Below are 15,783 nucleotides of genomic sequence, written 5' to 3'. Positions count from 1 at the left end.
GTCGTTCCCTCCTACCTCCTCCCACCGGTCGTGGTCACGAAGGACGACGTGAAGTCGAAGCTGGTCGACTCCGGCTTCTTCAAGGCCTCCGACCTCGGCCTGTAACACCATTCGCCGGCTCCCGTCCGTTCTGCGCGACGGACCGGGAGCCGGCGACGGTTTTTGTGTTATGCGCGCCGGCCCGCCGTGGTCGCACGGGACGCTTCTTGACGCGGTGCCCGATCGTCGAGCACAGTCGACGTCCACGGTGGGACGACGGCCGGCCCGGCCGCCGTCGTTCGGGCTTTGTGAGTGCGATGTGAGAGTGGGAACGACCAGCGCGGCCGATCCGAGCCTGGTGGAGGCCGCCCGGGCGGGCGACCGGCGCGCCCTGGACGAACTCGTGGCCGTCAGCCTGCCCGTGGTGTACACCATCGTCCACCGGGCCATGGGCGAGCATGCCGACGCGGACGACGTCGTGCAGGACACCATGCTGCGGATGGTGCGGCAGCTGCCGTCGCTGCACAGCGCGCAGCGCTACCGGGCCTGGCTGGCCGCGATCGCGGTACACCAGGTGAGCACCCATCTGCAGCACCGCAAGGTTGCCGACCGGCGCGGCGCCCCGCTGGCCGACGCCGAGAACGTCGAGGACCCGGCCGCGCCGTTCGAGGAGCTGACGGCCCTGCGGATGATGCTCACGCAGCAGCGCCGCCTGGCGCAGCGGGCGGCCCGCTGGCTCGACCCGCAGGACCGGGCGCTGCTGTCGCTGTGGTGGCTGGAGGTCAATGGCGAGCTGACCCGCGCCGAGCTGGCCGACGCCCTGCACGTCAGCGTCGCGCACGCCGGCGTGCGCGTCCAGCGCCTGCGCCGGCAGCTCGACCTGAGCCGGGAGATCGTGGCCGCGTTGGAGGCCGAGCCGCGCTGTGCCCGGCTCGACGCCGCGGTGACCGGGTGGGACGGCACGCCGGACCCGCTCTGGCGCAAGCGCATCGCGCGCCACACCCGCTCGTGCGCCGTCTGCGGCCGTGCCGCGGCCGGCCTGATCGCCCCGGAGCGGCTGCTCGCCGGGCTGGCACTCCTGCCGGTGCCGGTCGGGTTCGCGGCCGCCCTGCTGGGCAAGACGGCGCTCGGCGCCGTGAGCGGGACAGCCGCCGCGAACGCGGCCATCGCGGCACCCGCCACGGCCGGCGCCACGGGCGCGACCGGGACCGGGGCGCTCGGCAAGCTGCTGCAGACGTTGCTGGCGCATCCGGTGGCCACGGCAGTCGCCGGGGCCGTGACGGCCGGCGCCGTGGTCACGGTGGCGATCCTGCCCCCGTCGGACCCGCCGTCCGCCGGCCTGGCCGCCGCGCCGGCCTCGGCCTCCGCGGCCCGCGCGAGCACCGGCTCGGCCCTGGCCCCGTCGCCGGCAACGCCGCCACGCACGAGCGCCGCCGCCCCGTCGGCCGCGCGCACGCAGCCGCTCACCCCCGGCCGGTCCGTGTCCGTGGAGTCGGCCGACGCGCCGGGCCGGTTCGTCACGGCCGTCGACGGCCTGGGCGTCCTCGCCCCGCTCGGGTCGGCCAGCGCCGAAGCCTCGCGGCGGCAGGCCACCTTCGCCGTGGTCGCCGGCCTTGCCGACCCCGGCTGTCTCTCGTTCCGCGGCGCCGATGGCGGATATCTGCGTCATGCATCCTGGCGCCTGCGGCTCAACCAGGACCAGGGAACGCCGCTGTTCCGCGGTGACGCGACCTTCTGCCCGCGTCCGGGCGCGGTCCGCGACTCGATCCTGCTGGAGTCCTCCAACTACCCGGGCTGGTTCCTGCACCGCCGGGGCGACGAGCTTTGGGTGGACCAGTCGGACCACAGCGGGTCCTTCCTCGCCGAAAGCTCCTTCTGGGCCCGCGCCCCGCTCCGCCCGTGAGACCGCCCGCGCGGCGTTGACGTAAGACATCATACGAGTTACCTTTCGAGCGCGGTGCGCCTGGGTGCCGTGGACAACGAAGGTGGGCAGCATGTCGATGCAAGCGGTCGTCTACCGAGCCGCGCGCCGCGTCGAGGTCGAGGACCGAACCGCGGCGGAACCCGGGCCCGGCGAGGTGCGCATCGCCGTCGCCTTCACCGGCATCTGCGGCACGGACCTGCACATCTTCCACGGCGACATGGACGCCCGGGTCGGCGCCGGGGCCGTGCTGGGCCACGAGATGTCGGGGCGGATCGACGCCATCGGGCCCGGCGTGACCGGCTGGTCGATCGGGCAGCCGGTCACCGTGATGCCGACCCTCTCCTGTGGACACTGTCCGGCCTGCCGGCGGGGCAACGCGCACATCTGCCACAACCTGAAGTTCCTCGGCATCGACTCCCCCGGCGCCATGCAGTCGCTGTGGAACGTGCCGGCCGACCTCGTGCTGGCCCTTCCCGACCAGCTGCCGCTGGACCACGCGGCGCTCGTCGAGCCCGTCTCGGTGGCCGTGCACGACGTCCGGCGGGCCGGCGTGTCCCCCGGCGACCACGTCGTGGTGGTCGGCGGCGGGCCGATCGGCACGCTCATCGCGATCGTCGCGCAACGCGAGCGGGCCCGCGTCGTTCTGGTCGAGCCCGACCCGTTCCGCCGCTCGGTCGCGGCCGAGCTCGGCATCGAGGCCCTCGATCCGGCGGCCGTGGACGTCGTCGCGACGACCGACGAGCACACGGCCGGCGCCGGGGCCGACATCGCCTTCGAGGTCTCCGGATCGTCCGGCGGCGTCGAGACCGCGGTCCAGGTCCTCGCCACCCGCGGACGGCTCGTCATGGTGGCCATCCACCCGCAGCCCCGGGCGGTGAGCCTGCACCGGGTCTTCTGGCGCGAGCTGGAGCTGTTCGGCGCGCGCCTCTACGAGCGGCCGGACGTGATCGCGGCCATCGAGCTCGTCGCCTCGGGCGCCGTGCCCGCCGACCGCCTCATCTCGCTCATCGAGCCGGTCGCGGCCGTCGACGCCGCCTTTGCCGCGCTCGAGTCGGGCGGCCGCGTCATGAAGGTCCTCATCGACTGGCGGGAGCTGGGCCGGTGACCGCCCTCTTCGACCTCTCCGGGCGCCTCGCCGTCGTCACCGGGGCACGGCGCGGCATCGGCCTGGCCGTCGCGGAGGCGCTCGCCGCGGCCGGGGCCGACATCATCGGCGTGTCCGCCCAGCTCGAACCGGCCGGAAGCGAGGTCGAGCGGCGCGTGCGCGCCACGGGTCGCGACTTCACCGCGCTCCGCGCGGACTTCGCGGATCGGGCCGCCGTGCACCGGCTCGCCGGCGAGCTCAACGCTCGCGGCCCGATCGACATCCTGGTCAACAACGCCGGAACCATCGCCCGGATGCCGGCGGCCGAGCACCCCGACGAGCTGTGGGACCGCGTCCTGGAGGTCAACCTCAGCAGCCAGTTCGTCCTCAGTCGCGCCGTCGGCCGCGAGATGGTCCGGCGCGGCCACGGAAAAATCATCTTCACCGCGTCGCTGCTGAGCTTCCAGGGTGGCATCAACGTCCCCGGCTACACGGCCGCCAAGTCCGCGGTCGCCGGGCTCACCAAGGCGCTCGCCAACGAGTGGGCGGCCCACGGCGTGAACGTCAACGCGATCGCGCCGGGCTATGTCGCCACCGACAACACGCAGGCACTGCGCGAGGACGCGGCCCGCAGCCGAGCCATCCTGGAGCGGATCCCGGCCGGCCGCTGGGGCCGCCCCGACGACCTGGCCGGCGCCGCGGTGTTCCTCGCCGCGCCCGCCTCGGACTACGTCAACGGCATCGTCCTGCCGGTCGACGGCGGCTGGCTGGGTCGATGACGGCGACCGCCGGGCCGGCCCGGCCGCTCCCCCGCCGGCCGGCGGTGCGCCTGACCGGGCTGGGCTTCGGGGCCGCCCAGGGCGGCAACCTGTACCACGCGACGAGCGACGAGACGTTCCACGCCGCCGTGCAGGCCGCCTGGGACAACGGGATCCGCTACTTCGACACCGCGCCGCACTACGGCCTCGGGTTGTCCGAACGCCGGCTGGGCGCCGCGCTGCGCACCCGGCCCCGCGACTCCTATGTGCTCTCCACGAAGGTCGGACGGCTGCTGGTGCCGTCGCCGCAGACCGCGCACCGGCGCGACCCGGAGGGCTTCGACGTCCCGGCCGACCTGCGCCGGGAGTGGGACTTCAGCCGCGACGGCGTCCTCCGCTCACTGGAGGCGAGCCTGCAACGGACCGGTCTGGACCGCATCGACATCGTGTACCTGCACGACCCCGACGAGCACTGGGAGCAAGCGGCGAAGCACGCCGTACCCGCCCTGACGGAGCTGCGCGACCAGGGCGTCATCGGAGCCGTCGGGGCGGGCATGAACCAGTCCGCGCTGCTCACCCGGTTCGTCCGGGAGACCGACGTCGACCTGGTCATGTGCGCCGGCCGGTACACGCTGCTGGAACAGGGCGCCATGGACGACCTCCTGCCGGCCGCGTCCGACGGCGGGGTGGGCGTCGTCATCGCCGGCGTCTACAACTCCGGGCTGCTCGCGCGGGACCAGCCGCCGGCCGACGCCATGTACAACTACGCGCCGGCCCCGGCGGAGCTCATCGACCGCGCGCGGCGCATCGCCGCGGTCTGCGAGGCCCACGGTGTGCGCCTGCCCGCGGCCGCGCTCGCCTTCGTCCGGAGCCATCCGGCGGTCGTGTCGACCGTGGTGGGCCTGCGCACGCCGGTCGAGGTGGGCGAGACGCGGCAACGGGCGGCCGCCGTCGTGCCGGAGGCCTTGTGGACGGCGCTGCGGGCCGCCGGGCTCCTGCGGTCGCCGGACGACCGCGGGTAGGCCGGACCGCGCCGACGCCGGTCAATTGGTAATACGTCCGATGTACAGCCGCCGGGCGTAGACTGCTGGCACGTCGTCACGCCGGCCGCGGCGTGCAACCGGGAGGGCCCATGACGACATCCCGCACCGAGCCGGCCGGCCCCATCACGCCGCCGGCGTGGGCGCGGCGCCCGGCCAACCTCGGCAAGGCGGTCACCGCCGAGCTCGTGGATCGCATCGTGCGCGGGCTGCATCCGCCCGGCACACCCCTGCCCCCGGAGCCGGCGCTGTGCGAGACGTTCTCCGTCAGCCGCACCGTGATCCGCGAGGCGATGAAGGTGCTGCAGGAGAAGGGCCTGGTGCAGGTCCGGCAGGGCAGCGGCACCGTCGTCACCCCGCCGACGCGCTGGAACATCCTCGACGAGCTGGTCCTTGCCGCCACCATCGCCGAGGACTCGACGCTCGGCGTCCTCGACGACCTGGTCGTGACCCGGCGCCTGCTGGAGTCGGACATGGCCAACGTCGCCGCGCGCCTGGCCGACGAGCCGACCGTCGAGCGACTCCGAGCGATGGTCGACCGCATGGACGAGCTCGTCGATGACCACGTGACGTACGAGGAGCACGACCGCGTCTTCCACAACACGATCATGGAAGCGTCCGGGAACCGCATCGCCCGCGGCGTCGTGAAGGCCCTCGAGAGCCAGGTCATCCACACGGCCCGCTACGTCGGGCGCACCGACCGCAGCCTGTGCATCGCGTCGAACCTCGGCCATCGCCGCGTCTGCGAGCGCATCGCCGCCCGCGACCCCGAGGGCGCCGCCACCGCGATGTTCACGCACATCACCGACGCGTGGCTCGTGCGCCGCGGGGGCCCGAGCGACCCCGCGCGCCTGCAGCGGTAGCGACCGGCCCGGGCCGGGTCAGCCCGCCTCCGCCCGAGCCGCCGGCCGAGTCCCGCGACTGCGGGGAGGACGAGCCTCGAGGGTCACCGCCGTGGGGTCGTCGATCACGCGCTCGATCATGACACCCGCCCCGCCGCGGGCGGCGGCGGTGAAGCCCAGATGCGACGCGACGAAGTGGCAGCGTGCGGCGGGGCCGGCGACGGCCAGGCGGGCGAGGGTCGCCTGCGCCGGAGGGATCAGGTGGTCGGCCAGTTCGGCGAAGTACCCGCCGAGGACGATGACCCGAGGGTTGAACAGATTGCCCAGGATCGCGCCGCCGTGCCCGAGCCACCGGCCGATGTCCGCGACGGCCTCGGCGACGATCGGGTCACCGGTGGCGAGGCGGTGCGAGATCTCCGTGACGCGCTCCTGCGGGCCCAGGACCGGGCCGGGGCGGCGGCCGTCTCCGGCGCCGGGCGAGACGCGGCGGATCAGCGCCGCCAGGCCGACCTTGGTCTCCCAGCAGCCCAGCCGGCCGCAGCCGCACCGGTCGCCGCCCGGATCGACCGGCAGGTGACCGACCTCCCCGCCGAAGCCGTCGGCGCCGCGCAGCAACCGGCCGGCGACGATCACGCCGCCGCCGACGCCGACCGCACCGGTGATGTAGACCAGGTGGTCGGTGCCGGCCGCGACACCCGAGTGGTACTCCGCAACAGCGGCGAGGTTGGCGTCGTTGTCGACACCGACCCACAGACTCCGCGGGAGGCCACGGGCAAGCCGGGCGGTGAGCGGCACGTCGCGCCATCCGAGGTTGGGGGCCAGGACGACCACGCCACGGGCGACGTCCACAAGGCCCGGCACCGCGACCGTGAGCCCGACCGGGGTGATGCCGCGGCCCCCCAACTCGGCCAGGCAGTGCCGCGCCACCCGGGTGAGGTCGTCGAGGCTGCGTCCGACGTCGGAGTGTGTCGCGTCGAAGCCCACCCGCTGCTCGATCACGGTCCGCCCGGCGAGGTCGCTGCCGTACACGGCCAGGTAGTCGACGTTGATCTCGACACCGACCGCGCCGACGTCGGGGCTCAGCGCGATGCCGCGCCCCGGCCGCCGGTCGCCGTCGGACGGCCGCACATCGACGTCGCGCACCAGCCGCCGGGCGAGCAGCTCGTCGACCAGGCTGGAGACGGTCGCCTTGGACAGCCCGGTGGTGGCGGCCAGCGCGACGCGGGAGTGCGGGCCGTTGGTACGCAGGTGCCGCAGCAGGTGGGTCAGGTTGACGCGACGCAGGGCGAGCCGATCGGTCGGGTCGTGCGCCGAACCGGCGCCGGCGCGCGGCCGGCCCATGTCACCGGACCGCGGGCAGCCGTGGCATCACGGTGCCGCGGGCCCCGTCCGCGGCGGCCAGCAGCCGCCGCCCGGCGTGCTCCGGCCGGACGTTCGGAGTGTCCGCCGCGGCCGTGTTCGACCGCTGCGTGGATGCGGCGATCGCGTGCTCGTCCACCGTGACACCCAGACCGGGCGACTCGCCCAGGACGAAGACGCCGTCCTCGACCTCCAGGTCGACGGACACCCCGAACGGCGGCCGCAGGTCCTGCAACTCGCTGGTCAGGTGGTTGGGCACCGACGTCGCGGCGTGCAGCAGCGCCATCGGCGTCGTGCCGATCGGACTGACCGGCAGGTCGTAGGCGTGGGCCAGGGCGGCCACCCGCAGGAAGTGGGTGACGCCCCAGACCGCGGCCGTCTGCACGATGTCGACCGCGCCGGCGGCGACCAGCGGGCGGTACTGTTCGAGCCCGGTCAGGTTCTCGCCGGTGGCGACCGCGGCGCGGACCCCGCGGCTGACCGTCGCGAGACCGTCGGCGTCCCAGCGGCGCACCGGCTCCTCGACCCAGATCAGGTCCAGGGCCTGTTCGATCTCGCCGATGTACCGTACCGCCTGCTTGCGGTTCCAGCACTCGTTGGCGTCCAGCATGAGGCCCGGCCGCCGTACGTGTCCCGGCTCGGCGAGCACCTGACGCACCAGGCCCAGGCGGTGTTTGTCGCGCTCGACGTCGAGGCCGCCCTTGAGCTTGGCCGCCTGGAGCCCGTGCTCGGCGTACTCCCGGTAGACCGCGACGAGTTGCTCGTCGGTCAGGCCGATGTCCAGGCCGGAGGCGTAGGCGGCCACCGTGCGGTCGCGGCCGCCCAGCAGGCGCCAGAGCGGCTGGCCGGCGGCCTGGGCCTTGATGTCCCACAGGGCGCTGTCCAGCGCCCCGATCGTGCCGAACACGCGGCCCGCGTGGCCGGCCTTGAAGGTCTGGCGCAGCATCCGGTCGTACAGGGCCGTCACGGCCCGGGGATCCTCGCCCTCGATGGCGTCGAAGATGGCGTCGATGTCGAGGTGCGGTCCCAGGCCGACGCCGGTGATGCCCTCGTCGGTGTCCACCATGACGATCGGGACCGAGGTGATGCCGTCGGCGAAGACGCCGTTGGCGTCACCGACCGGCCGTCCCCATTCTTGGACGGTCGTCAGCGTGCGGTAGCCGGTGATGCGCAATGTCACCCTTTCATGGAGCCGGCGGTGACGCCGTCGACGATCTGACGCTGGAGGAACAGGTAGGTCAGCAGCACCGGTACCGCGGCGATCAGCACGCCGGCGGCGAACGTCGGGATGTTGGCCGAGTACTGCCCGCGCAGCGACGTGACCCCGACCATCAGCGTCCGGTGCTCGGGCGAGGGCATCATGAGCAGCGCGATGATCACGTCGTTCCAGCAGAACAACGCGTCGAGAATGCCCACCGACAGCAGCGCCGGCCGGCCGATCGGCAGCATGATGCGCCGGTACACGCCGTAGAGCGTGTTCCCGTCGATCCGGGCCGCATCGATGATCTCCGGCGGGACCGTCCGGTAGTAGCTCGTCATCAGGAAGATCGTGAACGGCAGGAACTGCGCGACGTAGGCGAGGATCAGCCCCGGATAGGTGTCGACGAGCCCGCTGCCGTCCATGACCCGGGCGAGCGGGACCATGATGACCTGGAACGGAATGAACAGCGCGGCCAGGAAGACCAGGGACAGCGTCGCGGAACCGCGGAACCGCACCCGGCTGAGCGCAAACCCGGCCATGGAGCCGAGCAGCAGCAGGAGGATCACGGCGGAGGTCACCACGATGAGCGAGTTGAGGAAGTACCGGTCCATGCCGGCACTGCTCCACGCCGTGGTGACGTTGTCCCAGTGCAGCGATTCGGCCAGCGAGAACCGGTCGAGGATGTACTCGCGCCGGGTCTGCATCGCGACGTTGGCGGTGAACAGCAAGGGGTAGACGGTGGCCAGGGCCAGCAACGCCATCAGCGCGGCGACCAGCCATCGGCCCACTCGGGCCTGTGACATCAGTCCTCCTTTCCACTACGGCGCAGCAGCGCGATCTGGAGCAGGCCGACGACCAGCATGACCAGGAAGAGCACCGTCGAGGCGGCCGACGCGAGCGCCGGGCGGCTCATCTGGCCCTGCTGGATCCAGATGTAGTACTCGGGCAGGTAGGTCGAGCCCTCGGGCCCGCCGGCCGTCATGACGTACAGCAGGCCGAACATCGAGGTCAGCATGCCGATCATCGTGGTGACGAAGACGAACTGAATGGTGCGGGACAGGCCCGGCACGATCACGTGCCGGATGGTCTGCGGCAACGATGCGCCGTCGACCCGGGCGGCGTCCAGCAGTGCGGGGTCGAGCGCGGCGAAGCCGGCGAGGAACACCACCAGGGCCATGCCGAAGGTGCCCCAGATGTGCACGGCGACGACGCTGTACATGGCGATGTCCGGATCGCCGAGCCAGTCCACCGGCGCAACGCCGACCGCCCTGAGCACCTCGTTCAGCGGCCCGTCGATCGCCAGCAGCATGTTGAAGATCGCGCCGATGATGACCGGCGAAAGCACGGCGGGAAAGAAGTAGGTGCTGCGGAAGAACCGGTGGCCCGGCACGCGGAGGTGGATGAAGGTGGCGAGCAGGCCGGGTATCGCCACCGCCACCGGCAGCAGCAGCACCAGCAACCCGACGTTGCGCAGGGCGGTCCGGAACAGCGGGTCGTGCAGGAGCGTCGCGTAGTTGTCGAGGCCGACGGCCGCTCCGTCGCGATCGGCGTCGCCGGTGAAGGAGAAGTTGACGCCGAGCAGCAGGGGCCACCACCGCAGCGTCACGATGATCAGGAGAGCCGGTGCCACGAGGATGTACGGTGCCAGGCGTTCGGAGCGGGCTCCGCCGTCCTGGCGCCGGCCGGTGCGCGGGCCGCCCTCGGCGCCGGGCAGTTGCCGTGCGGCCGGAGCCTGGCCGTTCCGCCCGGCCGGTGCCGGGCGGAACGACGACAGAGAACCTCGGAAGGACACCGATCAACCCGTCTTGTCGGACTCGGCGAGCTGCTTCATTGCGTCGTCGACGGTGACCGATCCGCTGAGGAGCGCTTGCGACAGGCGCCCCATCAGATCCTGCGTCTTGGCCGACAGGGCGACATGCAGCGCGGGCTTGCCCGACTTGATCTCGGATACGATCTTGGTGAGCGCCGGTCCGCCGTTCGACAGGTCGAGCGTGGTGTCGGCGGGGACCGAGCCGGCGTCGTTGGAGTAGGCCTTCAGCGCCTCGGCCGAGGTCAGCGACCGCACCAGGTCCGCGGCCAGCTTCGGGTCCTTCGTCCATTTCGCGACGCCGTAGCCGACGCCGCCGTCATAGCCGATGAGTGGCGTGGCGCCGGAGTTGATGACCGGCGACAGCATCACGCCGACCTTCGCCGGCGTCAGGAACTCGTTGAAGTCCTTCCAGGCCCCGACGTCGGACATCAGGCCCAGGACGTGCGAGGACTTGCCGGCCTGGAAGAGTCCGAACATGTCCATGAACATCGGGGTGGAGTTGGCCCCGTCGGTGTTCAGGCCGGCGTCGCCAGCGTCCTTCCACAGCTGGAAGATCTTCTTGACGTCGGGCGACTCCCAGTTGCGCTTGCCCGCGATCCAGTCGGTGTACTCCTGCGGCGTCAGGATCCCGGGGCCGAAGCTCGACATGAAGAACTGGATGCCGTAACCCTCTTTGTTGCCCATCGCCAGGCACTTCGCGCCGGTCGCCTTGGTGATGGCGGCGCAGTTGCTGAGGAACTCGGGCCAGGTCGTGGCCGGCTTGTCCGGGTTGAGTCCGGCCTTTTCGTACAGCGCCTTGTTGTAGTAGATCGGATGGCCCTGCAGGGTGATCGGCGCGGCGTAGATCTTGTTGTTCTTGCTGAACGCCTCCCAGCCCGCGAGCCGGCTCTTGTCGGCGGCGACGTACTCGTCGAGCGCAATGAGCGAGTCGACGCGATCGCGTAGCTGCCCGCCCCCGTTGAACAGCATCACATCGGGGCCCTTGCCGGCCTGGATGGCCGACCCGAGCAGCGTGTAGTACTGATCGAAGGGCTGCGCCACGAACTCCACGGTGACGTTGGGGTGCTGCTTGGCGAAGTCGGCCTTCGCCTTCGCGACGTAGTTGGCCGCGTTCGCGTCACTGGACTTCCAGTCCCACACCACCAGCTTCCCGGCCGCACCAGTGTCGGCGGACTTCGAGCCACCGGCGCTGCCACAGCCGGAAAGCCCCAGCACCGCTATCAGGACGGCCGACCATAACGCTCGCTGCTTCATGGCTGATCACTCTCCAAGAGGGGTGTCCGGGCGACGGGGCGCTCCGGGTGAACGGAAACGTAACTCGTATGACGTTTGACGTCAACACACTGCCGTACGGTGGTAGTCAAGTCGTGACGGTCGCGGCGTCGCGCCATCCGGAGGGCACATGACGACATCACAGGACACCACCACCGGCGTCGCCGCGCCTCCGGCCTGGAAGCGGCGCCCGGCCAACCTGGGCCGGGCGATCACCGCGGAGCTGGTCGACCGCATCGTGCGCGGACTGCACCCACCGGGCTCACCACTGCCGCCGGAGCCGGCGCTCTGCGAGACCTTCGGAGTGAGCCGGACCGTGGTCCGCGAGGCGGTGAAGATCCTGCAGGAGAAGGGGCTGGTGCAGGTCCGGCAGGGCACCGGGACGATCGTCACCGCGCCCACGACGTGGAACATGCTCGACGAGCTCGTCCTGGCCGCGGCCATCGCCGAGGACGAGACCCTGGCCATCCTCGACGACCTCGTCGTCACCCGGCGCCTGCTCGAGTCGGACATGGCCAACGTGGCCGCCCGCCTGGCCGATCAGGACACCGTCAAGCAGCTGGGCAGCCTGGTGGACCTGATGGACAACCTGGTGGGCGACCACGGCAGGTACGCGGAGCACGACCGCGTCTTTCACGACGTGATCATGCAGGCGTCCGGCAACCGCATCGCGCGGGGCGTGGTGAAGTCATTGGAAAGCCAGGTCTTCCATACCGCTCGCTACGTCGGACGCACCGAACGGGCGCTGCGCATCGCGTCCAACCAGGGCCACCGGCGCGTCTACGAACGCATCGCCGCGCACGACCCCGAGGGTGCCGCCGAGGCGATGTTCACGCACATCACCGACGCCTGGCTCGTCCGCCGCGGCGGACCCGGCGGGCCGGCCCGCCTGCAGCGGTAGGTGCCCACCGACCCGGGCCCGCGCACAAACCCGCCTCGCAGGCCGCCGCGGAGGCGGCCTGCGAGGCGGCATACCTCGGTCAGGGACTGGCGCAGGTGACGTTGCCGGGTGGTGCGGCGCTGCTGCCGGTCGCGACGAACCCGAAGGTGGTCGTGGCGTTCGCGCCGACGGTGCCGTTGTAGGTGGCGTTCCTGACCGTGATGTTGCCGGTGGACGCCGTGTTGACGCCGCCCCAGAGACTGCTGATCGCCTGGTCGCCGGTCAGGGTCATGCGCACGGTCCAGCCGTTGAGCGCGGTGGAGCCGTTGTTGGCGACGACGACCTCGCCCTGGAAGCCGCCGGGCCAGGCGTTGACGGCCCGGTAGGTGGCGGTACAGGTGCCGGGCTGGCCACTGGCCGGAGGGGAGCTCGGCGGCGCGCTGCTCGGCGGGGTGGACGACGGCGGAGGCGAGCTCGGCGGGGTGGACGACGGCGGGGGCGAACTCGGCGGGACCGTGTTCTCGAACTGCGCGAAGAACTTCCAGATCTCCCCGGACGTCCACGTTCGGGCGTCGTTGGGGCTGCCCGACCCGTCGACCGGGCTCGGGGTGTGGTCGCCGTCGAACGCCGCCCATTGGACCGGGTAGCCCGGCCGGCACCCGGTGTAGGTGGTGGTGATGTGGGTCAGGCTGCCCTGAGCCGGCTCGCGCGGGCTCTGGGCCGTACAACCGTTGTTGCGCACGAACGTGTCGCGCAGCGACCGTCCGTTGCTGATGTTGAGGACGCTGTCGTGGATGCCGTGGATGCCGAAGTAGGCGACGGGCTGGGTGCCGCCGTTGCATCCGCTGAGGTTGGCGCCGGACAGCACGGCGACGGCACGGAACACCGTCGGACGGGCACAGGCGATCGCGTAGCTCATGGCGCCGCCGTAGCTCCAGCCCAGGGCGAAGAGCTGCGTCGTGTCGACACAGAGGCCGCCCTCGATCAGCCTGGTCAGATCGTCCACAAGGGTCAGATCCTGGCCGTTGGTGTTGGCCCAGCCGTTGTTGATGCCCTGCGGGGCCACGAAGATCGTGCCGTTGTTGGACAGCGGCTGCAGTCCGTAGTACCCGGCCGAGGAGACCGCGCCGGCCGAGCCGTTCAGCCAGTGCAGCCCGAAGACCAACCGGTACGGGTGGCTGCTGTTGTAGTTGTCCGGGACTCTCAGGATGTACGTCCGGCTCTGGCCGCTGCTCTGGATCGAGTGCGTGCCGCTGGTGAGCGTCGGAGCCTTGCCGCATCCGGCGGTCGCCGCCAGCACGCCGTTGGTCGCGGCGGCCGCGGTTCCACCACCGCCGCCGGTCAGGGCCGGCCCGGCGGTGACCGCGACGAGGATCGCCGCGACCGCAATGGCCGGCAGGAGGATTCTGCGCCTCGGCATCGAGCACCTTACCTTTCCTCAGATCGACGTTCACGTGTCCGGTGCCGGTGCCGGCACCGGACACGTGCGAGCGGTTACGCGCCTAGCGCTGCAGGGTCAGCACACCCGGCCGCCACGGCAGCAGGTTGTAGTCGCCCCCGGCGCTGGGGTTCTTGCCCTGGTAGAGGAACTGCAGGTTGCACGGATCGATGGTCTTGGTCTGGTCGGGGTTGCTACGGACCAGGTCACCGTGGCTGATGTCGTTGGTCCAGCTCGCGCCGCTGTTGGCCTTGCCGGCGAAGGGGTTGCTCTCGGTGGCGGCCTGCGGGGTCCACGAACCGCTCAGGCTGCTGGACGTGAAGGAGCGGAAGTAGCGGCCCTGGCTGCCGATCGCCTCGACGATCATCAGGTACTGGTTCTGGTTCTGGACCTTGTAGACCTCGACCGCCTCGAACAGGTTGTACTGCGAGTCGCTCATGACCGTGGTGTAGCTGGAGCCGAAGTTGCCCGGGAAGTTCCCGATCGGCATGCTCGCCCGGTAGATGTTGCCGTTGTCACCGGCGAAGAACAGGTACATGTTCTGGCCGTCGCCGATGAGCGTCTGGTCGATCACGCCGGTGCCGGAGCCGGAGATGCTGCCGGTGAACAGCGCCTGCGGTGAGGACCAGCCGTTGGCGTTGGTCGGGTCGCTGGAGGTCTTGTAGTTGAACGCGTTCGGCCCCCACTGATACGCCAGCACCCAGATGTTCTTCGGGGCAAAGTAGAACAGCGTGGGCGCGACCGTGCCCTGGCTCATCCCGGTCTGGGTGGCCGAGCCCATGTCGGACCAGTTGGTGAAGAGGCTGAAGTTCATCGAGCCGTACGACCCGCCGCTCGACACGTCCGAGCCGTAGACCAGGTGCTTGCCGTTGTAGACGACGTTGGTGAAGTCCTTGAGCGACACCCACCCGTTCTGCGGGTTCGCCAGCGCACCCGTCGACGACCAGTGGTACGACGACGGCAGCGAGCACGACTGACCCGGCGAGGACGGGGGCGGCGAGGACGGCGGCGGCGAGGTCGGGCCCCCGAGCGAGACGAGTTTGAACTGCTGGTTGGCCTGCCCGTTGCAGTCGTACAGCTGGACCTGCTGCCCGTTGGCGGTGCCCCACACGTCCAGGCACCGTCCGGACTGCGCGCCGGTGATGGTGCCGTTGCTGTTGACGTTCCACTGCTGGTTGGCCTGGCCGTTGCAGTCCCAGATGATGATGGCCGTGCCGTTGGCGGTACCCGCGCCGCTGGCGTCGAGGCACTTGCTGCCGTACACCTGCAGCTGCTTTCCGGAGGTGTAGGTCCACTGCTGGTTGGACTGGCCGTGGCAGTCGTACAGCTGCACCCGCGTGTTGTTGCTCTGGCTCGCGTTGGGCACGTCGATGCACCGGCCGGACTGCGATCCCACGATCTCGTTGCTGCCACCCGGCGTGTTGGGCGGCGTGGTCGTCGGGTTCGAGGTCGGGTTGACTGCGTTGAGGGCGTTGAGGACCGAGGTGTACGCGGCCTTCTTGTTGCCGCTGCCGTCGAAGAGCAGCGGGCTCTCACTGGACCGCCAGGAGTCGCTGTCGCGCACGCCCCACACGGTGATGCCCACGCAGCGGGGCACGTTGACGCAGGCCTGGGTCAGCCCGGCGTACTGCGACGTCGACGAGTTGGTCACGTCGACCTCGGTCAGCGCCACGTCCACGCCCAGGGCCGCGAAGCTCGACAGCGTCGTCTGGAAGTTGCCCGGCAGCGAGCTACCACCGGTGAAGTGGGTCTGCAGCCCCACACAGTCGATCGGCACGCCCCGCGACTTGAAGTCACGGATCATGTTGTAGACGCCCTGCGTCTTGGCGTACGACCAGTTCTCGATGTTGTAGTCGTTGTAGCACAGCTTCACCGACGGATCCGCGTTGCGCGCCGTGCGCAGCGCCACCTCGATCCAGTCGTTGCCGGTGCCCTGCAGGTTGGACTGGCGGCGGCTGCCGTCCTCGTTGAAGGCCTCGTTGACCACGTCCCAGTAGGCGAGCTTGCCCTTGTAGTGGCCCACCACGCCGTTGATGTGGTCGATCATCGCCTGGCGCAGGGTGGAGCCGGACAGGCTCTGCATCCACCCCGGCTGCTGCCCGTGCCAGGCCAGGGTGTGGCCGCGGACCTTCATGCCGCGCTGGGTGGCCCAGTTGTAGATCTGGTCACCGGAGCTGAAGTTGAACTGCCCGCGCT

At 71.2% G+C, this 15,783-nt stretch carries 13 protein-coding genes; 6 read left to right on the top strand and 7 right to left on the bottom strand.

Features of this window, described 5'->3' with window-relative positions; translation table 11 throughout:
- Positions 1–304: 304 nt before the first annotated feature.
- From AB0B76_RS57335 to AB0B76_RS57315, 5 genes are all read left to right on the top strand, one after another.
- A complete protein-coding gene (locus tag AB0B76_RS57335) occupies positions 305–1,882 on the top strand; it encodes a sigma-70 family RNA polymerase sigma factor (protein WP_360394403.1) in 1,578 nt (525 codons plus the stop codon).
- Positions 1,883–1,973: 91 nt separating this feature from the next.
- Complete coding sequence (locus AB0B76_RS57330) at positions 1,974–3,008, top strand: alcohol dehydrogenase catalytic domain-containing protein (RefSeq protein ID WP_360394401.1); 1,035 nt, start codon at positions 1,974–1,976, stop codon at positions 3,006–3,008.
- Positions 3,005–3,766, top strand: a complete 762-nt coding sequence (gene kduD, locus AB0B76_RS57325; RefSeq protein WP_360394398.1) for a 2-dehydro-3-deoxy-D-gluconate 5-dehydrogenase KduD — start codon at positions 3,005–3,007, stop codon at positions 3,764–3,766. The genes AB0B76_RS57330 and kduD overlap by 4 nt, the downstream gene beginning before the upstream one ends.
- A complete protein-coding gene (locus tag AB0B76_RS57320) occupies positions 3,763–4,767 on the top strand; it encodes an aldo/keto reductase (protein ID WP_360394395.1) in 1,005 nt (334 codons plus the stop codon). The genes kduD and AB0B76_RS57320 overlap by 4 nt, the downstream gene beginning before the upstream one ends.
- A gap of 110 nt (positions 4,768–4,877) precedes the next feature.
- On the top strand, positions 4,878–5,648 hold the full coding sequence (locus AB0B76_RS57315) for an FCD domain-containing protein (protein ID WP_360394392.1): 771 nt from the start codon (positions 4,878–4,880) through the stop codon (positions 5,646–5,648).
- A gap of 18 nt (positions 5,649–5,666) precedes the next feature.
- Here AB0B76_RS57315 and AB0B76_RS57310 read toward each other — a convergent pair whose 3' ends face one another.
- The 5 genes from AB0B76_RS57310 to AB0B76_RS57290 all read right to left on the bottom strand — a co-directional run bounded on the left by AB0B76_RS57310 (position 5,667) and on the right by AB0B76_RS57290 (position 11,251).
- A complete protein-coding gene (locus AB0B76_RS57310) occupies positions 5,667–6,968 on the bottom strand; it encodes an ROK family transcriptional regulator (protein WP_360394391.1) in 1,302 nt (433 codons plus the stop codon).
- A 1-nt stretch (position 6,969) separates the two neighbouring features.
- Entirely contained in the window at positions 6,970–8,166 is a 1,197-nt protein-coding gene (locus AB0B76_RS57305; protein ID WP_360394389.1) for a mandelate racemase/muconate lactonizing enzyme family protein, read from the bottom strand.
- Positions 8,163–8,990 carry a carbohydrate ABC transporter permease gene (locus AB0B76_RS57300; protein ID WP_360394386.1) on the bottom strand — a complete coding sequence of 276 codons (828 nt, stop codon included), beginning with the start codon at positions 8,988–8,990 and terminating at the stop codon, positions 8,163–8,165. The genes AB0B76_RS57305 and AB0B76_RS57300 overlap by 4 nt, the downstream gene beginning before the upstream one ends.
- The gene (locus tag AB0B76_RS57295) at positions 8,990–9,817 is read right to left on the bottom strand and encodes a sugar ABC transporter permease (RefSeq protein ID WP_360394383.1); all 828 of its coding nucleotides are present in this window, start codon (positions 9,815–9,817) and stop codon (positions 8,990–8,992) included. Before AB0B76_RS57295 ends, AB0B76_RS57300 begins: the two co-directional genes overlap by 1 nt.
- Before the next feature lie 165 nt (positions 9,818–9,982).
- A complete protein-coding gene (locus tag AB0B76_RS57290; protein ID WP_360394380.1) occupies positions 9,983–11,251 on the bottom strand; it encodes an extracellular solute-binding protein in 1,269 nt (422 codons plus the stop codon).
- Positions 11,252–11,399: 148 nt separating this feature from the next.
- On the opposite strand from AB0B76_RS57290, the gene AB0B76_RS57285 reads away from it, so the two are divergent.
- Positions 11,400–12,170: an FCD domain-containing protein gene (locus AB0B76_RS57285; protein WP_360394377.1), complete on the top strand. Its 771-nt coding sequence runs from the start codon at positions 11,400–11,402 to the stop codon at positions 12,168–12,170.
- A gap of 79 nt (positions 12,171–12,249) precedes the next feature.
- On the opposite strand, the gene AB0B76_RS57280 is transcribed toward AB0B76_RS57285, so the two are convergent.
- The gene (locus AB0B76_RS57280; RefSeq protein ID WP_360394374.1) at positions 12,250–13,569 is read right to left on the bottom strand and encodes a cellulose binding domain-containing protein; all 1,320 of its coding nucleotides are present in this window, start codon (positions 13,567–13,569) and stop codon (positions 12,250–12,252) included.
- Between the two features lie 82 nt (positions 13,570–13,651).
- The coding region (locus AB0B76_RS57275) for a non-reducing end alpha-L-arabinofuranosidase family hydrolase (RefSeq protein ID WP_360394372.1) at positions 13,652–15,783 on the bottom strand (2,132 nt) is incomplete at its 5' end.

Source organism: Dactylosporangium sp. NPDC049140 (genome assembly GCF_040648435.1).
The sequence above is the reverse complement of the archived record's forward strand: the minus strand, read 5'-3'. Positions and strand labels throughout refer to the sequence as shown.